This is a genomic window from Propionibacterium freudenreichii subsp. freudenreichii, from assembly GCF_000940845.1.
GTDB classification, from domain to species: domain Bacteria; phylum Actinomycetota; class Actinomycetes; order Propionibacteriales; family Propionibacteriaceae; genus Propionibacterium; species Propionibacterium freudenreichii.
This window is the reverse complement of the sequence record NZ_CP010341.1, coordinates 662,519-681,778: the sequence shown is the minus strand read 5'-3', so window position 1 is coordinate 681,778 and position 19,260 is coordinate 662,519. Positions and strand designations below refer to the sequence as shown.

The 19,260-nt window shown below is 67.0% G+C and carries 22 protein-coding genes and 1 riboswitch; of the genes, 8 read left to right on the top strand and 14 right to left on the bottom strand.

What is annotated here, in order from left to right:
* Positions 1–2: 2 nt before the first annotated feature.
* The 5 genes from RM25_RS02845 to RM25_RS02825 all read left to right on the top strand — a co-directional run bounded on the left by RM25_RS02845 (position 3) and on the right by RM25_RS02825 (position 5,073).
* Positions 3–632, top strand: a complete 630-nt coding sequence (locus tag RM25_RS02845) for a class I SAM-dependent methyltransferase (protein ID WP_044636025.1) — start codon at positions 3–5, stop codon at positions 630–632.
* A 41-nt stretch (positions 633–673) separates the two neighbouring features.
* Positions 674–813: riboswitch (adenosylcobalamin (AdoCbl) riboswitch) on the top strand.
* Positions 814–923: 110 nt separating this feature from the next.
* Positions 924–1,466 (top strand): hypothetical protein, encoded by a 543-nt coding sequence (locus tag RM25_RS02840; RefSeq protein WP_080774462.1) that lies wholly within the window; start codon positions 924–926, stop codon positions 1,464–1,466.
* 12 nt (positions 1,467–1,478) lie between these two features.
* Positions 1,479–2,612: an energy-coupling factor transporter transmembrane component T gene (locus RM25_RS02835; RefSeq protein WP_048768997.1), complete on the top strand. Its 1,134-nt coding sequence runs from the start codon at positions 1,479–1,481 to the stop codon at positions 2,610–2,612.
* Positions 2,609–4,225 carry an ABC transporter ATP-binding protein gene (locus RM25_RS02830; RefSeq protein WP_044636024.1) on the top strand — a complete coding sequence of 539 codons (1,617 nt, stop codon included), beginning with the start codon at positions 2,609–2,611 and terminating at the stop codon, positions 4,223–4,225. Before RM25_RS02835 ends, RM25_RS02830 begins: the two co-directional genes overlap by 4 nt.
* Positions 4,226–4,272: 47 nt before the next feature.
* A complete protein-coding gene (locus tag RM25_RS02825; RefSeq protein WP_044636638.1) occupies positions 4,273–5,073 on the top strand; it encodes an ECF transporter S component in 801 nt (266 codons plus the stop codon).
* Between the two features lie 14 nt (positions 5,074–5,087).
* On the opposite strand, the gene RM25_RS02820 is transcribed toward RM25_RS02825, so the two are convergent.
* Both RM25_RS02820 and RM25_RS02815 read right to left on the bottom strand, forming a co-directional pair.
* Complete coding sequence (locus tag RM25_RS02820; RefSeq protein ID WP_044636023.1) at positions 5,088–6,680, bottom strand: hypothetical protein; 1,593 nt, start codon at positions 6,678–6,680, stop codon at positions 5,088–5,090.
* Entirely contained in the window at positions 6,650–7,348 is a 699-nt protein-coding gene (locus RM25_RS02815; RefSeq protein WP_196488113.1) for an ABC transporter ATP-binding protein, read from the bottom strand. Before RM25_RS02815 ends, RM25_RS02820 begins: the two co-directional genes overlap by 31 nt.
* A 539-nt stretch (positions 7,349–7,887) precedes the next feature.
* On the opposite strand from RM25_RS02815, the gene RM25_RS02810 reads away from it, so the two are divergent.
* Complete coding sequence (locus RM25_RS02810) at positions 7,888–8,496, top strand: superoxide dismutase (protein ID WP_044636022.1); 609 nt, start codon at positions 7,888–7,890, stop codon at positions 8,494–8,496.
* Between the two features lie 294 nt (positions 8,497–8,790).
* The gene (locus RM25_RS13360) at positions 8,791–9,876 is read left to right on the top strand and encodes a resuscitation-promoting factor (RefSeq protein WP_063493819.1); all 1,086 of its coding nucleotides are present in this window, start codon (positions 8,791–8,793) and stop codon (positions 9,874–9,876) included.
* Positions 9,877–9,985: 109 nt separating this feature from the next.
* Here the strand turns inward: RM25_RS13360 and RM25_RS02800 are convergent, their stop codons facing one another.
* The 8 genes from RM25_RS02800 to infA all read right to left on the bottom strand — a co-directional run bounded on the left by RM25_RS02800 (position 9,986) and on the right by infA (position 15,186).
* Positions 9,986–11,131, bottom strand: coding sequence for a glycosyltransferase (locus RM25_RS02800; RefSeq protein WP_044636635.1), 1,146 nt, complete (start codon positions 11,129–11,131; stop codon positions 9,986–9,988).
* Positions 11,132–11,267: 136 nt separating this feature from the next.
* On the bottom strand, positions 11,268–11,855 hold the full coding sequence (gene rplQ, locus RM25_RS02795; RefSeq protein ID WP_013160527.1) for a 50S ribosomal protein L17: 588 nt from the start codon (positions 11,853–11,855) through the stop codon (positions 11,268–11,270).
* A 43-nt stretch (positions 11,856–11,898) separates the two neighbouring features.
* Positions 11,899–12,918, bottom strand: a complete 1,020-nt coding sequence (locus RM25_RS02790) for a DNA-directed RNA polymerase subunit alpha (protein ID WP_013160526.1) — start codon at positions 12,916–12,918, stop codon at positions 11,899–11,901.
* A 124-nt stretch (positions 12,919–13,042) separates the two neighbouring features.
* Positions 13,043–13,648 (bottom strand): 30S ribosomal protein S4, encoded by a 606-nt coding sequence (gene rpsD / locus RM25_RS02785; protein ID WP_044636021.1) that lies wholly within the window; start codon positions 13,646–13,648, stop codon positions 13,043–13,045.
* A gap of 30 nt (positions 13,649–13,678) precedes the next feature.
* Positions 13,679–14,086, bottom strand: a complete 408-nt coding sequence (gene rpsK / locus RM25_RS02780; RefSeq protein ID WP_013160524.1) for a 30S ribosomal protein S11 — start codon at positions 14,084–14,086, stop codon at positions 13,679–13,681.
* 45 nt (positions 14,087–14,131) lie between these two features.
* Positions 14,132–14,506 (bottom strand): 30S ribosomal protein S13, encoded by a 375-nt coding sequence (gene rpsM / locus RM25_RS02775; protein WP_013160523.1) that lies wholly within the window; start codon positions 14,504–14,506, stop codon positions 14,132–14,134.
* A 252-nt stretch (positions 14,507–14,758) separates the two neighbouring features.
* Positions 14,759–14,872, bottom strand: coding sequence for a 50S ribosomal protein L36 (gene rpmJ / locus RM25_RS12235; protein ID WP_013160522.1), 114 nt, complete (start codon positions 14,870–14,872; stop codon positions 14,759–14,761).
* A 92-nt stretch (positions 14,873–14,964) separates the two neighbouring features.
* The gene (infA, locus tag RM25_RS02770; protein ID WP_013160521.1) at positions 14,965–15,186 is read right to left on the bottom strand and encodes a translation initiation factor IF-1; all 222 of its coding nucleotides are present in this window, start codon (positions 15,184–15,186) and stop codon (positions 14,965–14,967) included.
* Between the two features lie 358 nt (positions 15,187–15,544).
* On the opposite strand from infA, the gene RM25_RS02765 reads away from it, so the two are divergent.
* On the top strand, positions 15,545–15,829 hold the full coding sequence (locus RM25_RS02765) for a YciI family protein (protein ID WP_013160520.1): 285 nt from the start codon (positions 15,545–15,547) through the stop codon (positions 15,827–15,829).
* A gap of 30 nt (positions 15,830–15,859) precedes the next feature.
* Here the strand turns inward: RM25_RS02765 and RM25_RS02760 are convergent, their stop codons facing one another.
* Genes RM25_RS02760 through secY form a run of 4 tightly spaced genes read right to left on the bottom strand, consistent with a single transcriptional unit; the run spans position 15,860 to position 18,999 of the window.
* A complete protein-coding gene (locus RM25_RS02760) occupies positions 15,860–16,246 on the bottom strand; it encodes a DUF1707 SHOCT-like domain-containing protein (RefSeq protein ID WP_013160519.1) in 387 nt (128 codons plus the stop codon).
* A gap of 25 nt (positions 16,247–16,271) precedes the next feature.
* Complete coding sequence (gene map, locus RM25_RS02755; protein WP_013160518.1) at positions 16,272–17,117, bottom strand: type I methionyl aminopeptidase; 846 nt, start codon at positions 17,115–17,117, stop codon at positions 16,272–16,274.
* On the bottom strand, positions 17,114–17,689 hold the full coding sequence (locus RM25_RS02750; protein WP_044636020.1) for an adenylate kinase: 576 nt from the start codon (positions 17,687–17,689) through the stop codon (positions 17,114–17,116). The genes map and RM25_RS02750 overlap by 4 nt, the downstream gene beginning before the upstream one ends.
* The gene (secY, locus tag RM25_RS02745) at positions 17,686–18,999 is read right to left on the bottom strand and encodes a preprotein translocase subunit SecY (protein ID WP_044636019.1); all 1,314 of its coding nucleotides are present in this window, start codon (positions 18,997–18,999) and stop codon (positions 17,686–17,688) included. The genes RM25_RS02750 and secY overlap by 4 nt, the downstream gene beginning before the upstream one ends.
* Between the last annotated feature and the right edge of the window lie 261 nt (positions 19,000–19,260).

Here is a 19,260-nt window from a genome sequence, read left to right as displayed (position 1 = left end):
TCATGGACATCCGCCACGATGAGGAGCCACAGATGACCCAGTACTTCGTCAACCCCGAGGGCCCGGCCAAGTACCACCAGCTGCACGCCACCATCTGGGGACATGACTACGAGTTCCGCAGCTCCAATGGCGTCTTCAGCCAGTACCGCCTGGACCTGGGCACCTCGGTGCTGCTGCGCACCCTGGATCCGCCGGCGGACCGTCCGGCGCGCTTCCTCGATCTCGGCTGCGGCTTCGGACCGATCGCCGTCGCCCTTGCCACCGAGTGCCCCCGGGCCCGGGTGGACGCCATCGACGTGAACGAGCGTGCGGTGGAACTCACCGCCATGAACGCGAAGGCCCTGGGGGTGGCGAGTCGGGTGAGCGCGTCGGCCCCCGATCAGGTGCCCGCCGACGTGCGCTACGACGAAATCTGGTCGAACCCGCCGATCCGCATCGGCAAGGCCGCGCTGCACGAGCTGTTGGACACCTGGCTGAACCGCCTCACCGAGGATGGTGTCGCCCACCTGGTGGTGGCCCACAACCTCGGCTCGGACTCGCTGGCGAAATGGCTGACCGGCCAGGGCTGGCAGGTCGATCGCCTCGGCTCAGCGAAGGGCTATCGGGTGTTCGACGTCACGCGCCGGCACTGAGCAAGCACAAACCCTCGCCTCGCGGCGTCCCTGCTGGGCTAGATTGTGCTGCGTGACCCGATGAGGGAAAGCCGGTGTGAAACCGGAGCTGTCCCGCAACCGTGAGCCGCCTGCGCGGCAAGCCGGAGCACCTCATGGGGTCCGTACTCCGTACCGTCGAGGCAACGGCCGAGGAGTAGCCGCTTCCCCCGGGCGCGCTCCTCTCCGGAGCCCCGTGAAAGCCGGCGGGTTCCGTACCGCCGCCCAGGAAAGCCGGCGGGCTCCGGTCCGCCGCCCATGAAAGGAAGCACCATGAAGTCCTCACCCACCCTTGCCGTCGCAGCCCTCGGACTGTGCGCCATCACCGCCCTGGCGGGCTGTTCCTCGTCGACGTCAGGCTCGTCGAGCTCACCGTCGAACACCGCCACGGCGCTGTCGATGAAGGACTGCACCAGCCAGGGCAAGGTGTGGCTCGTCGTGCAGACCGACCAGGACAAGACGCTTGCCAACCAGTGCGTCGGTACGCCAAGCACCGGCACCGCCGCCCTGGAGGCCGCCAATGTGGCGATCGGACGCAGCTCCGACGGCAAGATGATCTGCACCCTGGGCGACTACCCCAACCCGTGCCCGGCCACCTTCACCGGCGCCTACTGGCAGTACTACACGGCCACGCCCAACGGCAGCTGGACCTATTCCGACAAGGGCGCCGACGACTCATCGCCCAAGGCCGGCTCGATCGAGGGCTGGTGCTACGGCACCACCTGCACGCCCAAGCTCGACGGCGTGTCCGCTGCGGCGAGTGCAAGCCAGAGCGCCGAGGCCAGCTCCGCCACGAGCTCCGTCTCCGGTTCCTGATCGGCCCCTCGCGTGAGCAGGCTCCTGCCGCGGCTTGCGGCACCGGTGGTCGCCGCCCCGGCCAGCGTCCACCGCATGGCGCGTCGCAGCACCCACCCCTGGGCATGGTGGTGCTGGGCGATCGGTGCCGCCGCGGCAGTGAGCCTCACCCACAACCTGGCGCTCATCGTGCTGGTCTGCGCCGCCGTGATCACGGTGGTGATGGTGCGCCGCAGCGACGCGCCGTGGGCCCGCGCCATGGGCCTCTACATCACCCTGGCGCTGGTGATCGTCACCATCCGAATGCTCTTCCAGATCACCATCGGTGGCATCCGGTACGGCAGGGTGCTCTTCACGCTGCCCCAGCTGCAATTGCCCGGCTGGATGGCCGGCATCAGGCTGGGCGGCCCGGTGACGCTGGAGGGCCTGGTGTACACCGCCGCCGATGCGGGACGGCTCGGCGCCATGATCATCTGCCTGGGTGCGGCGAATGCACTGGCGAATCCCAAGAGGGCCCTGCGTTCGGTGCCCTCCGCGCTCTATGAGGTGTCCACGGCGCTGGTGATCGCCATGTCGGTGGCACCCCAACTGGTCGAGTCGCTGCTGCGCATCCGCCGGGCACGTCGGCTACGCGGTGGCACCGTGCGGGGGCTACGTGGCCTGGGCGCGCTCATCATCCCCGTGCTGCAGGACTCCATCGAACGCTCGATGAGCCTGGCCGCGTCCATGGAATCGCGCGGCTACGGCTCCACCCGCGACAAGGCCCGCGTGGGACGGGGCGCCGGATTCGCGATGCTCGCCTCCCTGGCGTTGCTGTGTTTCGGTGCCTTCTCGCTACTGTCGCTGGCCAACGGCGCGGCGCTGGGCATTTCGACGCTCGGCGCCGGAGTGGTGGCCGCCGTGATCGCGTTGCGCTCGTCGGGCCGGCAACTCGCGGTCACCCACTACCGCCCCGACCCCTGGCGGGCCCGTGAATCCATCACGGCCCTGTGTGGCCTGGCCGTGATCGGCATCACGGTGCAGCTCGGCATCATCGCGCCGAAGGTGCTCACCCCGCCGGCCCAGCCCGCCACCTGGCCGGCCCTTGACCCTCTGATGATCGTGATCATCGGGCTGATCCTGGCCCCGATTGCGGCCACCACCACTCCCCCGGCAGGCGAGGCATGATCGAATTCCGCGATGTCAGTTTCACCTACACCGGCGCCAGCGATCCGGTGCTGCACGATGTCAGCTTCCAGATCCCCGAGGGCGACCTGTGCCTGCTGGTGGGACGCACCGGCACCGGCAAGTCAACGTTGCTGCGCTCGATCAACGGCCTGGTTCCCTGGTTCGACGGCGGCCGCCTGACCGGCACGGTGCAGGTCGACACGATGGTCACCAGCCAACACCGCCCCCGCGACCTGGCGCGCGTGGTGGGAAGCGTCGGCCAAAACCCACTGGCCGGTTTCGTCACCGACAAGGTTGAGGACGAGATCGCCTACGGGATGGAACAGTTGGGGGTGGCCCAGCCGGCCATGCGACGTCGGGTGGAGGACACACTCGACCTGATGGGCATCGCGGACCTGCGTCATCGGCCCCTGGCCGACCTGTCCGGCGGCCAACAGCAGCGCGTGGCGATCGCCGCGGTGTTGGCGGCCCAGCCGCGCGTGGTGGTCCTCGACGAACCGACCAGTGCGCTGGATCCCACGGCCGCCCAGGATGTGTTGTCGTCCATCACCACCCTGGTGCACGAGGTGGGGCTGACCGTCGTGGTGGCCGAGCACCGTCTGGAACGCGTCATGGCCTTCGCCGACTCGGTGGCATGGCTGCCCGGTGACGGGTCGGTGCAGGTGGGCCCCGCCGGAGACGTCCTGGCCCGCGCCGATGTACGTCCGCCCCTGGTGGGCCTGGCACAGGCGCTGGGTTGGAGCACCGTGCCGCTCACCGTGCGCGATGCGCGCCGACGCGTCAAGGCCGAGCACATCGTGCTCACCGACCCACCGCAGGCACCCGCGCCTGACGGGCCCGTGGTGCTGACCGCCACCAAGCTGGTCGTCGACTACGGCGAGACGCGGGCGGTCAATGCGGTGACCACGGCTTTCCGCGCCGGTGAGATCACCGCCCTGATGGGACGCAATGGTGCTGGCAAGAGCTCGCTGATGTGGGCGATGCAGGGGGCCGTCGCGAGTTCCGGCACCCTGGAGGTGGCCGGAGCCGATCCCCGCACTGTCAGCGTCGAGAAGGCCCGTGAACTGGTCACCCTGGTGCCGCAGACGGCGGCGGACCTGCTCTACCTGCCCAGCGTGGGCGATGAATGCCGCCAGGCCGACAAGGAGAGCGGCCGCGACGAGGGCACCACTGCCGGCCTGCTGTCCGAGCTGGGCGTGGCACTGGACATGGGCCGCGACCCGCACGACCTGTCCGAGGGACAGCGCCTGGCGCTGGTGTTGGCGATCCAACTGTCCTCGCGGCCGCGGGTGGTGCTGCTGGACGAACCCACGCGCGGCCTGGACTACACGACGAAGGCCCACCTGGCCACGATGGTGCGCACCCTGGCCTCCCGCGGTGTGTGCATCGTGGTGGCCACCCACGATGTCGAGTTCGCCGCCGCCAGCACCGACCGCACGATCGTGATGGCCGAGGGCGACATCATCGCCGACGACACCACCCGCGAGGCATGCACCGCCTCCCCGACCTTCTCCCCGCAGCTGGCCAAGGTGTTCTGGCCGCAGCCGATCCTGACGGTGGCCGATGTGCGTCGTGGACGCCGTCAGCAGGCAGACGGGGCGATACGGCCATGAACCTGCTGACGCGCCACCGCGAGCCGGCGACGGCCGGTGGCTATCTGATGCCCCTGGAGCCACGCAAGCGGCTGTCCGCCCGCACCTCGGTGATGCTCGCCGTCACCGCCGTGCTGGGGTTGGTGGCCTTCTGCTGGCCGCTGTTCGTGCGTCCCGGAGCCGTGTTGGGCTCCGACTCCTCCGGACGCACCGCCACCCCCTTCGTGATGGGCGCCATCATGGCCGTGGTGCTGGCCCTGCTGATTGCCGAGCTGTCCAATGAGGACCTGGACGTGAAGGCCCTGGCGATGCTGGGCGTGCTGGCCGCCGTGGGCACTGCGGTGCGGCCGGTGAGCGCGGGCACCGCCGGCATCGAAACCGTCTTCGTGCTCCTGATCCTGGCCGGGCGCGTCTTCGGCCCGAGCTTCGGATTCATGCTGGGCATCCTCACGATGTTCTCCTCGGCGCTCCTGACCGGCGGGGTGGGCACCTGGTTGCCCTATCAGATGCTCGGGGCCGGTTTCGTGGGGCTGCTGCCCGGCCTGTTGCCCCGCCGCCGGCCGCGTCCCGGGTCGGTCGGTGAGATCGTGGTGCTGTGCCTCTACGGCTTCGTCGCCGGTTTCGGCTACGGATATCTGCTGGACTTCGCGTTCTGGCCCTTCACCACCGGCCTGGGCATGGGCGCACCCGGCTTCGATCCCGAGGCAAGTCCCTGGCGCAACCTGCACACCTTCTTCGTGCTCGACACGGTCACCTCGGCCGGCTGGAACATGGGCCGTGCCCTGACCAATGCCGTACTCATCGCCCTGTTGGGCAGACCCCTGATGCGCATCCTGCGGCGCACCTCGCGCCAGGCCCGGTTCGACTAGCGTCCCGCATCGGCTCAGGCGTGGGTCTCCTTCACCTTGTTGAGCACCTCGGGCCAGTGCTTGTCCAGATGGCGTCCGCCCAGCCGCACGCCGGCCCAGCAGGCCAGCGAGCCGATGACCAGGCCCACCACGATGGCGGCCCACCCGGCCCACGGCTTCCACCACGAGACGATCGCCAACGCCAGGCTGGGTGCAGTGAGCACGATCGGCGCGATCATGGCAACCATCGAGCCGAGGAAGTTCTCGGCGGTGGTTCCCGAGCCGCGCGAGAAGACATTGCCGCCGGGCGCGGGCATCGCCTGTTGCCACAGGGCGCCCACGAGCGAGCCGACACCCAGGGATGATCCGAAGGCGGCGATCAACGCCCCGATCAGGCCGGGCAGCAACTGCCAGTCACCGGTGAGGAACAGCGAGCCGAACAGCACCACCAACAAATAGGGCGCGGTGACGATGGTGACGCTCCAGCAGCGTCCGATCCGGTCCTCGCGTCCGGTGACGCCGCTGAGCACCTGCATCCACAGGGCGGAGCCGTCATAGCTGATGCTCCAGGCCAGCGTGGAGGCCACGATCACGCCGCCGAGCACCGCGGCGAAGTCCACCGCGAAGTTGGAACCCTGCGACATCCCCTGGGCCAGTCCGGGCGCGAACATGAACACCGGCACCACGATCACGGCCAGCAGCTGGATGAGCCGGCGCGGGTCGCGTCGCCAATACCGCAGGTCGCGGCGCGCCACGGCACCGATCGGGCCACGCGGGGCCAGGAAGTCGAAGCGTCCGGACTTCACGGTGCCGCCGACGGCGGCGCTGTCGAGCGGTGAGACCAGGGCCCGGGCCAGGCTGCGTTCCCACAGCCGCAGCAGCGCCCAGACCAGTGCCGCAGCAAGCACCAGGTGCGCCGCCGCGGGCAACCATGCCCCCTGCGCGACGTCCCAGGGCAGCGCCCACGCCCAGCCGAAGGGGGTCCACGAGGTGATCCGCGCCGCGATGAAGATGACGTCCTGCGGGGCACCCGAGTCGGCGAAGATCCGCGATCCGAATTGCATGCCGAAGCTCACCGCCATGATCACGGCGAAGAAGGCCACGCCCCCGACGTCACGGAAGCGGCGCGAGGCCAGCACCCGCGACATGAGCGCGGTGAGGGCACGGGCGCTGATCACGCAGGTGGCGACGCCGAGCACCGCACCCACTGCGGCGGCCACGGCGGTGCCGAGCCCGCCCGACCAGCTAATGACGGTGCCCAGCGCCAGCAGTGCCGTATCGAGGGCGCCGGCGCCGAGCATGGCCGCCGCGAACAGGCCGGGGATGAGCTGGCGGGCGGTCACCGGGAACAGGGCGAAGCGTCCGGGATCGAGCAGTTCGTTGCTGCCGGCGGTGAACATGGTGATCAGCGGCCAGCCCAGGGTGACCAGGCCGAAGGCCAGGGTGAGCACCGGCCCGCGCCAGGCGTCCATTGCGGGGGTGCGCATCATCACCAGGCCGAAGACCAGCAATGCCGTCAGCCCGAGCCCGTAGATGCCCATGATGACGGTGCCGATGATGCGCCCCGTGCTGGAGCGGACGCCCCGCCAGGCGAGCGTCAGTTGGAGCTTTGCGAGCGTCCCAACCATGAAAGGCCACCTCCCTCGAGGTGATGGGCCCCGACGAGCTCGAGGAAGCGCTGCTGCAGGGGCTTGCCCTGGCGCACGTCGTCGGTGTCGCCGATCGCCAGCAGGCGTCCGGCCGCCATCACCGCAACGGCGTCACACAGTGTCTCCACCAGTTCCATCACATGGCTTGACAGCACGACGGTGCCGCCGCCGGCGACGAAATCGTGCAGGATCTCGCGGATGGTCTCGCCCGACACCGGATCGACTGATTCGAAGGGCTCGTCGAGCACCAGCAGGCGCGGGCGGTGGATCAGCGCGCAGGCCAGGCCGATCTTCTTGGTCATGCCGGCCGAATAGTCGGCCACCATCGTGTTGGCGTCCTCGGACAGGCCCAGGGTCGACAGGAGTTGGTTGCTGCGATCGGTGATGGTGGCCTCGTCCATGCGGCGCATCTGGCCGACGAACTTGAGCAGCTCGCGTCCGCTGAGGCGGTCGAACAGGCGCAGGCCGTCGGGCAGCACGCCCATCAGGGCCTTGGCGCGGGCCGGGTCGGCCCAGACGTCGACATCGCCCACCAGCACCTGCCCGGCGTCGGGGCGCAGCAATCCGGTGGCCATCGACAGGGTGGTGGTCTTGCCGGCACCGTTGGGGCCGACGAGTCCGAACATGCAGCCCCGCGGCACGGCCATGGACAGGTCGGCGACGGCGAGCTTGGCCCCGAAGGCCTTGCGCAATCCGACGATGCTCAGTGCGGGCGGGCCGGGAGGGCGCACGGGACGGGTCCGTCCCGGCGCGACCGAGGTGGGCACCGGTTCATCCAGCGACGGGTCGTCGCCGATGATCCCCGCCGCAGTGGGCGCGGGCATCGGCGGTGGTGGAGCGAATCCTGGCATGGGCACGGGGGTGGGGATGTGGGCCCCCGATGGCGTCGTGGCGCTCTCCTGGGGTTCGGTGAAGGCACTGATCACCGGCTCTTCGCGCGCAGGGTCCGGACCGGATGTGCCGCCCGGGGGCGGTGTCTGTTCGCTCACGGACCTTTCCTACCATTGGATCAAGTTCGGCCTTTCCCTGCCCGCGAAACTGGCGGGCCCGGGAATAATCCCCCATCGACAGGAGGTTGCTCCAAGTGAAGGGCGCGTCACCCCAGTGTTGGAGGGACCCGGTTCCGGGCCCGCGGCGCGCCACGCAAGACCAGGTACGTAAGGCAACGCAACTGAAAGAGGACAACATGGCTGTTTACACTCTGCCGGAACTTCCCTACGACTACTCGGCCCTGGAGCCGTACATCTCGGGTGAGATCATGGAGCTCCACCATGACAAGCACCACAAGGCCTACGTCGACGGCGCCAACACGGCACTCGACAAGCTGGCCGAGGCCCGCGACAAGGCCGACTTCGGTGCCATCAACAAGCTTGAGAAGGACCTGGCGTTCAACCTCGCCGGCCACGTGAACCACTCGGTGTTCTGGAAGAACATGGCCCCCAAGGGCTCGGCCCCCGAGCGTCCCACCGACGAGCTGGGCGCCGCGATCGATGAGTTCTTCGGCTCCTTCGACAACATGAAGGCCCAGTTCACCGCTGCCGCCACCGGCATCCAGGGCTCCGGTTGGGCCTCGCTGGTGTGGGATCCGCTGGGCAAGCGCATCAACACCCTGCAGTTCTACGATCACCAGAACAACCTGCCGGCCGGCTCCATCCCGCTGCTGCAGCTCGACATGTGGGAGCACGCCTTCTACCTGCAGTACAAGAACGTCAAGGGTGACTACGTGAAGAGCTGGTGGAATGTCGTCAACTGGGACGACGTCGCCCTGCGCTTCTCCGAGGCACGCGTTGCCTGAGCACACCGCATCGCCTGAACAACCCGCATCGACTGGGCAGCCCGTGTGCCCAGTCCGCTGGTGACCGGCGGCGCACCGGGGAACGGCCCCGCATCCCTCGTGGATGCGGGGCCGTTCCGTGTCTGCTGAGGAATCTCAGACCCAAGCCCGTGCGCCCTCCCCGACACGCCACGGGGCCGGTTAACTTAGAAACTCTTTGTTTTCTCTCAGCTATTCGCTAGAGTGTTGCTCGGTCCTGGCACGCTCCCCTCGCGCCGAACCCCACAGATATTGTCAACTGCCGGGAGACAGCACGTGAAGAACGGTCTCAAGACCCTGCTCATTGGTGGAGTCGGCATCGCGACCCTTGCGGTCGGCGGCGTCGGAACTGCCATCGCAGACAATGAGGTATCGCTCAACGTCGATGGACAGCAGAAGACCGTCCATCATTTTGGCGGAACCATCGCCGACATGCTCGACAAGCAGGGCATCCAGCTCGGCGATCACGACCAGGTGATTCCCGATGCATCGCAGAAGCTGCATGACGGGGAGAACGTGACGGTGCGCTTCGGCCGCCAGATCACGGTGACCTTCAACGGCCAGACGCACACCCTGTGGACCACTTCCACCAACCTGGCCGAGATCCTGGCCCAGCTCGGTGTGAGTGACGACGCGAAGCTGTCGGTCGATCGTTCGATGAACGTCGGACGCGAGGGCCTGACCTTCACCGCGGTCACGCCGCGGCACGTGAAGGTGATTGCCGACGGCAGGACCGTCGAGGTCTCCAGCACCGATCCCACCGTGGGCGGCCTGCTGAAGGGCCTGGGCATCGAGGTGGGTGGCGATGACGTCACCAGCGCCCCGCTGGAGTCCCTGCCCGTCGAGGGCATGACGCTCACGGTGCAGCGTGGCCATGTCGATGAGAAGACGGTTGACGAGCCGATCGACTACGACACCGTGCGTCAGGAAGATCCCAGCATCCCCTCGGGCACCACGAAGGTGAAGACCGCGGGTGTCGAGGGCGCCCGGACGGTCACCTACCGCATCAAGACACTGGACGGCAAGGAAGCACAGCGCGATGTGCTGTCGCAGACCGTCCACAAGCAGCCCGTCAGCAAGGTCGTGCTCGTGGGCACGGGCCAGGCTGCCTCGGGTGGCGCCACCGACACGGCCAACTCGGGCATCTGGGATCGCATTGCCCAGTGCGAGTCGGGCGGCAACTGGTCGATCAACACCGGCAACGGCTACTACGGCGGCCTGCAGTTCGCGGCCAGCACGTGGGCTGCCTACGGCGGCACGGCCTATGCCCCCACGGCCAACCTCGCGACCCGCGACCAGCAGATCACCATCGCCAACAAGGTCTACGCAGCCAGCGGCCTGTCGGCCTGGGGTTGCGCCTGATCAGGGCCGAAGGCCTGAACTGAGTCTTTGGTGTGTGGGGCCCCTGCCCGTGCGCAGTCCGCGATCTCGCGGATGGCGCCGGGTGGGGGCCTCACCCTTTATTGACGTCTTATTGACGTCCCCCATCCCCCAGCGTCTCCTGGTGCACCTGCAGCATGCGGTGGGCACAATCCTGCCAGCTGAACTGCTCGGCACGTTGGCGTGCCGCCCGACGCATCCCGGGTCCCAGTCGACCGATCAGCTGCTCGATCGCCTCGGCCAGTGCGGTCGGACGCGACGGCGCCCACGCGCCCCAGGGAACATGGCCGCTGGCAGGCTCGTCCACCACGCCGGCTCCCGGAGTGATGATCTCGCGCGCTCCCCCGCGGTTGGAGGTGAGCACCGGCGTCCCGCTGGCCAACGCCTCGAGCACCACGAGTCCAAAGGTCTCCTTCGGTGAGACGGACAGGGACAGGTCGGCCGCACCCAGCCGGGCCGACAGCTCGCCGCGATCGGCGATGAAGCCGTGGAAGGTGATGGGTCCGCCGCGGGCCCGGCTGCGCAGGGCCTCCTCGTCGGGCCCACTGCCGAAGACGTCCAGGCGCACCGGCACGCCGCGTCGATGGAGCTCCAGCACCGCATCAATGGCCAGTTGCGGATCCTTCTCACGCGACAAGCGTGACACGAGCACCAACCTGAGGGCGGCTCCGGCGTCGCGGGGCGTCCGCGGCAGCGGGCGGAACTCGCTGAGGTCCACGCCCAGCGGCACCACGCGCACGCGCGGCGACCATGCCGCGAACTCCTCGGCCGCATATTGGGAGGCCACGACGACCCGATCAAAGCGGGGCACGATCCGGCGGTCGAGGAACCCCACCATCCGTCGCATGGGGCGGCGCGTCCGCAGCCAGCCGGCCAACATGTCGTCGAGGCGCTCGTGGCTGAACAGCACCGACCCCACCCCGTGGTGGGTCGCCCACCGGCCGGTCCAGGCCAGCGTCCACTTATCAGAGCACTCCACGTTCGTCGGCCGGAAGCGGCGCAGGGCGCGACGCACGGCGCCCGGGCGCACGATCATCCGATAGGTGCCCGACACCCGGGGCGAAGCGATCTGGCAGACGACGCCCGAGGCGGTTTCCACCTCCGCGTCCCGCAGGCCGGGCACGATGAGGATCCGTTCATGGCCCGCGGCCACGTATTCGCGTCCCAGCCCGTCCAGGGCCACCCGCATTCCGCCCGAGTGGGGCGCCACGAAATTGGCAAGCTGGGCAATCCTCATGGGCCCATTGTGGTCGCCCGGGCGCAGGCCCGCCACGTAGGCACCACCGGCGGCGCCCGGCCCGGGACGTGAAAAGACCCGGTCGGTGCCCCGCACGGGGCCCTGACCGGGTCAGTTCAGTGCTTGGTGTTCAAGCTCACTCGTGGTCGGACTTCTCCACGGACTCCTGAACGGTGCGCTCCGCCTTCTTGGCTTCCTTCACCTCGGCACTCTTGGCCTTGGCCTCCTCGGCCTTCTCCTCCACCGCTTCAACCTTCTCGGAGGAGGCCTCGTTGGCCTTGTCGGCCTTCTTCTCGGCCTTGGTCTCGATGTCGGCCTTCACGTCGGCAGCCTTGTCGGCGGCCTTGGGAGCTGCCTTCACAGAGGGCTTCTCGGTGATCAGTTCGATCACGGCCATGGGGGCGTTGTCGCCCTTGCGGTTGCCGATCTTGGTGACGCGCGTGTAGCCACCCTCGCGCTCAGCCATCGTGGGGGCGATCTCGTCGAAGAGACGGTGCAGCACGAACTTGTCCTTGACGGTCTTCGCCGCCAGGCGACGCGAGTGCAGGTCGCCGCGCTTGGCCTTGGTGATCAGCTGCTCAGCGAACGGCTGCACCCGACGAGCCTTCGTCTGGGTGGTCGTGATCTTGCCGTGCTCGAACAGCTGCGTGGCCAGGTTGGCCAGGATGATCCGCTGATGCGACGGGCTTCCGCCGAGACGGGGACCCTTTGTGGGCTTTGGCATGTCTTAATCTCCAAATGTTGGGAGCGCCGGAGGGCGCACCAGATCAGTACTGTTCGGTTTCGGCGTAGTCCGCGCCGTCGTCCTCGTCCTCAAAGCGATCGGCAGCGGCCAGCGGGTCGAAGCCCGGGGTGCTGTCCTTCAGCGTGAGGCCCAGGTCGCCGAGCTTCTCCTTGACTTCGTCGATCGACTTGGATCCGAAGTTGCGGATGTCGAGCAGATCCTGCTCGGAACGGCTCACCAGTTCACCCACCGTGTGGATGCCCTCGCGCTTGAGGCAGTTGTACGAGCGCACCGACAGGTTGAGGTCCTCAACCGGCAGCGCCATGTCGGCGGCCAGCTGCTCATCAACCGGGCTCGGGCCCATCTCGACGCCTTCGGCCTCGACATTGAGCTCGCGGAACAGGCCGAACAACTCAACCAGCGTCTTGCCGGCCGACGCCACCGCGTCATGCGGACGGATCGACGGCTTGGTCTCCACGTCGACGATCAGGCGATCGAAGTCAGTGCGGGTTTCCACGCGGGTGGCCTCGACCTTGTAGCTCACGGTGAGCACCGGCGAATACAGCGAGTCGACGGCAATGCGGCCGATCTCTGCATCCGGGTTGTTGTTCAGCGTGCTGGACACATAGCCGCGGCCGCGCTCGACGACCAGCTCCATCTCGATGGAACCATCATCGGCCAGGGTGGCGATGTGCAGGTCGGGGTTGTAGATCTCAACGCCGGTGGGCACCGCGATATCGGCGGCGGTCACCTCGCCTGCACCCGACTTGCGCAGGTACATGGCCACGGGCTCATCCTCTTCGCTCGAGAGCACCAGGCCCTTGAGGTTGAGGATGATCTCGGTGACGTCTTCGACAACACCGGGCAGGGTGCTGAACTCGTGCTGGTTCCCCTCGATCTTGATCGAGGTGATGGAGGCTCCGGGAATGGAGCTCAGCAGGGTGCGACGCAGTGAATTTCCCAGGGTGTACCCGAAACCGGGCTCCAGGGGCTCGATGACGAACCGTGAGCGGAAGTCGTTGACGACTTCTTCCGACAACGTCGGACGCTGGGCAATGAGCATGTTTTCGTTTCCTTTCGGCCTCGACCGCTATATGACGAGGCGACAGGTGGGTTCCGGGAGATCCCGGATATTTCGGCGAAGCAGCCGGTGGCCGGCGCCGCAGGGCGACACCGGCCAGAGCGACCTACCTCGAGTAGAGCTCGACGATTTCCTGCTCGTTCACGTCCAGGACGATCTGTTCGCGAGTGGGCAGCTGGTGCACGAGCACGCGCATCTTGTTCGGCTTGACGGTCAGCCAGCCGGGCACGTCGCGCTCGCCGAAGGTCTCGCGGGCGATGACGAAGGGGGTCATCTCCTGGCTCTTGGCGCGCACGTCGATGATGTCGAGCGGAGTCACGCGGAAGCTGGGGATGTTCACCTTCTTGCCATTCACGAGGATGTGACCGTGGCTCACCATCTGGCGGGCCTGGCGACGCGTGGAGGCGAAGCCGGCGCGATACACGACGTTGTCGAGGCGCGATTCCAGGATCTGCAGCAGCAGGTCACCGGTGCGGCCGGGACGACGCGAGGCCTCTTCGTAGTAGCGGTGGAACTGCTTCTCGAGCACACCGTAGGCGTAACGAGCCTTCTGCTTCTCCTTGAGCTGCAGCGAGTACTCGGAATCCTTCGTACGGCCGCGACCGTGCACACCGGGTGCATAGGGGCGACGCTCGAAAGCCTTGTCATTGCCAACCAGGTCCGTCCCGAAGCGACGGGACTTCTTGGTCATGGGGCCGGTATAACGGGCCATTGTTCTTCAGTCCTTTTCAGTCGGTTCGGATCAGACGCGGCGGCGCTTGGGTGGGCGGCAGCCGTTGTGGGGCACGGGCGTGACGTCGGAGATCGTGCCGACCTCCAGGCCGATGGCGCCCAGCGAGCGGATCGCGGTCTCGCGACCGGAGCCGGGGCCCTTGACGAAGACGTCAACGCGCTTCATGCCGTGATCCATCGCGCGACGTCCGGCTGCCTCGGCAGCCATCTGGGCAGCGAACGGGGTGGACTTGCGCGAGCCCTTGAAGCCGACGGTGCCGGCGGAGGCCCAGGCAATCACCGCGCCATTGGGATCGGAGATCGCAATGATCGTGTTGTTGAACGTGCTCTTGATGTGGGCCTCACCGGTCACCACATTCTTCTTGACCTTGCGCCGCACCTTGGTCTTCGAGGCGGCTTTACGACTAGTTGTTGCCATGAATCCTGTTCTCCTGGAGTCCTAGTTCCGCGTCCCTGCGGGGGATCAGCGGGCCTTCTTCTTGCCGGCGACGGCCTTCTTGCGGCCCTTGCGGGTGCGCGCATTGGTGCGGGTGCGCTGTCCACGCACGGGCAGGCCAGCGCGATGGCGACGGCCCTGGTAGGTGCCGATTTCGATCTTGCGTCGAATGTCGGCGTCCACGGAGCGGCGCAGATCGCCTTCGACTTCGTAGTTGGCGTCGATGAAGTCACGCAGTTCGACCAGCTGGGCATCCGTGACGTCCTTCACGCGGATGTCGGGGCTGATTCCAGTGGCTTCCAGGATTGCATCGGCTCGGGTCTTCCCGATGCCGAAGATATAGGTCAGTGCGACTTCCAGGCGCTTTTCGCGTGGGAGGTCTACACCTTGGAGGCGTGCCATCAGGCGGTACCTTTCTTGGTTTTCAGCCGGTCCCCCGGCTGCGAAGGTGTACGGCGTGAGGCGTTCCCGTCGGCCTCCCGGCAATACTCACCGGCAGCGGGCCCCGGCCTTCGCCCGGGGGTTCGACCACTAGTTTCCTGCGGCCTTGCTCTCACGTTGTGTTGTGTTGTTTCCGCCCGCCGGATGATTGGTCCAGCGGGTGGACCGGCCTTGCGGCCGGGTTGTTCAATTGTCCAGACGGACTGCGCGTGCTCAGCCCTGACGCTGCTTGTGGCGCGGGTTGGTGCAAATTACCCGCACGACACCGCGGCGACGGATCACCTTGCAGTGCTCGCACATCCTCTTGACGCTCGGACGAACCTTCATCGAGCCTCTCCTCTGCTCAACCTCGGGGCACAGGCCCCTTGGTCATGGATGTATTTGCCAAATCGCGTGATCTTCGATCGCGTGATCGTTGATCACTTATGCCGGTAGACGATGCGCCCACGGGTCAGATCGTAGGGGGACAGCTCCACGACCACACGGTCCTGGGGCAGGATGCGGATGTAGTGCTGACGCATCTTCCCGCTGATCGTCGAGAGCACCTTGTGGCCGTTGTCCAGCTCAACGCGGAACATCGCATTGGGCAGAGCCTCAACCACGGTGCCCTCCAACTCGAGGGCTCCCTCTTTCTTCGCCATTAACTCTCAATCTCTTGATCGCCGTCGCGCACAGTGCGTACCGTGTCCCACGAGCAGAAAACTGCGGTGTGGGATTACGAGCACGCGAACGCGTTCGGACACGAGTGACCGACGGTCCACTATACGTCGCCCGGCAACCACGCTCAAATCTCCCGGCGTGGCCCCTGATGGGTGCCCTCCACCGCCCCATCCATGGCCCTGCTCGCCCTGCCCACTGATCCGTCCCGCCATGCGCCCCCGCCTGTGCCCGACCCGGCAACTCACTGCGCCATTGCCGGCGCAGACCGGTAGTCTGACGGGCACCAACACCGCCGTTGGAGACAACGGCCACCACGCATCGAGCTGCTGGAGGCAACCCATGGCTTTCTTCGCCGTGAACTACACCTACGATCCCGCCAAGGACGTCGAGGCAGTACGCCCCCGACACCGTGAGTTCCTGCGCGGACTGGCCGAGCGCGGCGTGCTGCGCGCCTCGGGGCCGTTCCCCGGCCTGGAGCCCCAGCGGGCCCTGCTGATCTTCGAGGCCGACAGCGCGGAGGAAGTGGCCACCTTGTTGGACCAGGACCCGATGCACACCGAGGACATCCTCAAGGTGCGCGAGATCCTCGAGTGGAACCCGGTGATCGGAATCTTCGCGGTCTGAGCGCCCCCCCAGGCAGGGCGCGATGCCCGGCTAGAGCGCGACGCCGATCACGATCGCCACCACGATGATGGCCAGTACGGCAGCGATGCCGATGCCGACCTTCGCCATCGGCAGGCTCAGATCGGCGCGTTTGCGCGACTGGTTCACCTCGCCGGGCGCGAGGTTCGTGTCCACCTCGGCCCCCTGCGGGGCCGAGGGCACCCGGTACTGCGCGGGAAGTGCCTGCACCACCGGCACCAAATCGCCGGTGGTGTGCGCCTCGAAGAGCTGCGCGAGCAGGCCCTGATAGTCCTCCAGGGACAGGTCACCGCGCTCGTAGGCGGTGTTGAGCCGCTGGGTGAGGTCGTCACGCTGGGCATCGGCCACCGGCCGTTGGGGATCGCGGGGCGGCCGTGATCCGATCGGCAATTGGCTCATGGGCCCAGCCTATGTCAGGCGGATGTCAGTCGAGGCCGGCATAGCTGGCGCCATGGGCCTCCAGCTGCGCGCGGCCCCCGTCCGGCTCGGTCAGCACCCACAGTCCATTGGGAAGCACTGCGGTAGTGTTCTCCCAGTGCGCCGCACGCGACGAATCAACCGTGACCACGGTCCACTCGTCGTCGAGCACCGCCGTGTCATCCATGCCCAGGGTGACCATCGGCTCGACGCACAGGCACATGCCGGGGCCGATCTTCGGACCCCGGTGGGCCTTGCCGTAGTTCGGGATATCGGGCGCCTGGTGCATGGCGGTACCGATGCCATGGCCGGTGTAGTCGCGGATGATGCCGAAGTCACGTCCGTGGGAGTCAATCGACTCCTCCACGGCGTGCGAGACGTCGCCGATGCGCCGTCCGGTGCCGATGGTGGAGATACCGGCCCACATGGATTCACGGGTCACATCGCTGAGCAGCTGTGAGTCGGAGTCGATCTCGCCCACGGCAAAGGTGCGGGCAGCATCGCCGTGCCAGCCATTGACGATGGCGCCGTAGTCAATGGAGACGATGTCGCCGGGCTGCAATACGCGGCTTCCGGGGATGCCGTGCACCACCACCTCGTTGACGCTGATGCAGGCGACCCCGGGATAGGGCGGCAGGCCCCATTCGGTGCCATAGCCCAGGAAATTGCTGGTGGCGCCATGCGCAGCCAGCACGTCCCGGCCGATCTGGTCGATCTCGCCGGTGGTGATGCCGGGACGCACCGCGTCGCCCATCGCCGCCAGCCCCTCGGCCACGACCAGGCCGGCCACGCGCATGGCCTTGATCTGGTCGAGGCTCTTGACCTCAATGCGTTCCACGTGCAACGGGCTCAACGCCCGACCTTGGCATCGACGGCGGCGGCGATCCGGGCGCCCACCTCGTCGACCGTGCCGTTGCCATCGACGGCCACGAGCAGGCCGCGTGACTTGTAGGCGTCGAGCAGGGGCGCAGTGCTGGAGGTGTAGACCTCCATGCGGTGCCGGATGGTCTCCTCATTGTCGTCGGCGCGACCCTCGAGCTCGGCCCGCTTGAGCAGGCGCGCGATGAGGTCCTCGGGATCGACGTCCAGGCTGATCACCGCGTCGAGGGAGTGCCCATGCTTGTCGAGGTAGTCATCCAGCGCGTCCACCTGGTGCATGGTGCGCGGAAAGCCGTCGAGCAGGAAGCCACCCTGGGCGTCCGGCTGGTCAAGTCGATCCGCCACGATCTGCTCGGTGAGCTCGTCGGGCACGAAGTCGCCGGCCTTCATGATGGCGTCCACCTGCTTGCCCAGCGGGGTGCCATTCTTCACATTGTCGCGGAACATGTCTCCGGTTGAGATCGCTGGCACACCGTAGTGCTTGGCGATGCCCACTGCCTGCGTGCCCTTGCCGGCGCCGGGGGCGCCCATGATGAGCAGTCTCACTTGAGGAACCCTTCGTAGTTGCGTTGATGAAGTTGGGAATCGATCTGTTTGACGGTGTCAAGCCCCACGCCCACCATGATGAGCAGGCTCGTGCCGCCGAATGGGAAGTTCTGGTCGGCGCCCAGCAGCACGATGGCCACCGTGGGTATCAGCGAAATCAGCGCCAGGTACAACGAACCGGGCGCGGTGAGGCGACTGAGCACATAGGCCAGGTAGTCCTCGGTCGGCTTGCCGGCACGGATGCCCGGGATGAACCCACCGAACTTCCTCATGTTGTCGCTCACCTCCACCGGATCGAAGGTGATCGAGACGTAGAAGAAGGTGAAGAAGATGATCATCGCGACGTAGATGACGTTGTACCAGACGGTGTCGCCGCGACCATTGAGGTTGGTGGCGATCCACGTGGCCGCCGCACCCTCGGGGCGGAACATGGCATACAACATCGGTAGGTACAGCATGGAGGCCGCGAAGATCACGGGGATCACGCCGGCCTGGTTGACCTTCATCGGGATATAGGTCGTCGATCCGCCCATCAGGCGGTTGCCGACCATGCGTTTGGCGTACTGCACCGGGATGCGGCGCTGCGCCTGCTCCACGAAGACCACGCCGGCCATCACCAGCAGGCCCACCGCGACCACCAACACCAGCAGCAGCCAGCCCTGGTTGCCCTGGTGGGCGGTCTTGATCGACCACATCGACGAAGGGAAGCGCGCGGCGATCTGGGTGAAGATCAGGATCGACATGCCGTTGCCAACGCCGCGGTCGGTGATGAGCTCGCCCATCCACATGATCAGCGAGGTGCCGGCGGTCATCGTCAGGATCATCACGATGATCGGGAAGACGCCATCGGAGTAGACCACCGACTCGGTGCAGGTGCGGTAGAGCTGCCCGGACACGGCCATCATGGTGAAGCTGGTGGCCTGCAGCACGCCGAGCACGATGGTGAGCCAACGTGTGTACTTGGTGATCGTCTCCTGACCGGTGGCACCCTCCTTCTTGAGGGCCTCCAGTCGGGGAATCACCACGGTGAGCAGCTGCAGGATGATCGATGCGGTGATGTAGGGCATGATGCCCAGCGCGAAGATCGCCAGGTGCAACAGGGCGCCGCCACTGAACAGGTTGATCATCGCGTAGACGCCGGCCTGTTCACCGGTGGTGGCATCCGTGGCGCACTTCTGGATTGCTGCGATGTTGACATTGGGCGCAGGGATCGTCGAGCCGATGCGGAAGATCACCAGGATGAACAAGGTGAACAGCATCTTCTTTCGAAGATCCGGCGTGCGGAAGGCATTGAGGAAACCCGAAATCACATCTGCACTCTCTGTTGATGGCCATGCTGTTGGCGCCGCGGGCACACGCAAGCGCACGGGCAACCCTGTCATGCTAACGCCCAAGGGGGGTCTGGCCTAGCCAAACCCCGCGCGCACATCCTCCCAGAGGAGGTGCTACAAACTTGCGGAAGCGTCGCCGTACCGCATCGAGCCTTGCCGGACGCGGCGTTTTATCAGTAAGTTGTCAGCGCGAGCCGGCCACAACAGTGGTTGTGCGCACAGCGTCCCATGACGGTGCGC

Excerpts from the sequence above, each read along its gene's own strand:
- RM25_RS02845 (WP_044636025.1), top strand. The coding sequence starts at position 3 with ATGGACATCCGCCACGATGAGGAGCCACAGATGACCCAGTACTTCGTC.
- RM25_RS02840 (WP_080774462.1), top strand. The coding sequence starts at position 924 with ATGAAGTCCTCACCCACCCTTGCCGTCGCAGCCCTCGGACTGTGCGCC.
- RM25_RS02830 (WP_044636024.1), top strand. The coding sequence starts at position 2,609 with ATGATCGAATTCCGCGATGTCAGTTTCACCTACACCGGCGCCAGCGAT.
- RM25_RS02825 (WP_044636638.1), top strand. The coding sequence starts at position 4,273 with ATGCCCCTGGAGCCACGCAAGCGGCTGTCCGCCCGCACCTCGGTGATG.
- RM25_RS02820 (WP_044636023.1), bottom strand. The coding sequence starts at position 6,680 with ATGGTTGGGACGCTCGCAAAGCTCCAACTGACGCTCGCCTGGCGGGGC.
- RM25_RS02815 (WP_196488113.1), bottom strand. The coding sequence starts at position 7,348 with ATGGCCGTGCCGCGGGGCTGCATGTTCGGACTCGTCGGCCCCAACGGT.
- RM25_RS02810 (WP_044636022.1), top strand. The coding sequence starts at position 7,888 with ATGGCTGTTTACACTCTGCCGGAACTTCCCTACGACTACTCGGCCCTG.
- RM25_RS02800 (WP_044636635.1), bottom strand. The coding sequence starts at position 11,131 with ATGAGGATTGCCCAGCTTGCCAATTTCGTGGCGCCCCACTCGGGCGGA.
- rplQ (WP_013160527.1), bottom strand. The coding sequence starts at position 11,855 with ATGCCAAAGCCCACAAAGGGTCCCCGTCTCGGCGGAAGCCCGTCGCAT.
- RM25_RS02790 (WP_013160526.1), bottom strand. The coding sequence starts at position 12,918 with ATGCTCATTGCCCAGCGTCCGACGTTGTCGGAAGAAGTCGTCAACGAC.
- rpsD (WP_044636021.1), bottom strand. The coding sequence starts at position 13,648 with ATGGCCCGTTATACCGGCCCCATGACCAAGAAGTCCCGTCGCTTCGGG.
- rpsK (WP_013160524.1), bottom strand. The coding sequence starts at position 14,086 with ATGGCAACAACTAGTCGTAAAGCCGCCTCGAAGACCAAGGTGCGGCGC.
- rpsM (WP_013160523.1), bottom strand. The coding sequence starts at position 14,506 with ATGGCACGCCTCCAAGGTGTAGACCTCCCACGCGAAAAGCGCCTGGAA.
- rpmJ (WP_013160522.1), bottom strand. The coding sequence starts at position 14,872 with ATGAAGGTTCGTCCGAGCGTCAAGAGGATGTGCGAGCACTGCAAGGTG.
- infA (WP_013160521.1), bottom strand. The coding sequence starts at position 15,186 with ATGGCGAAGAAAGAGGGAGCCCTCGAGTTGGAGGGCACCGTGGTTGAG.
- RM25_RS02765 (WP_013160520.1), top strand. The coding sequence starts at position 15,545 with ATGGCTTTCTTCGCCGTGAACTACACCTACGATCCCGCCAAGGACGTC.
- RM25_RS02760 (WP_013160519.1), bottom strand. The coding sequence starts at position 16,246 with ATGAGCCAATTGCCGATCGGATCACGGCCGCCCCGCGATCCCCAACGG.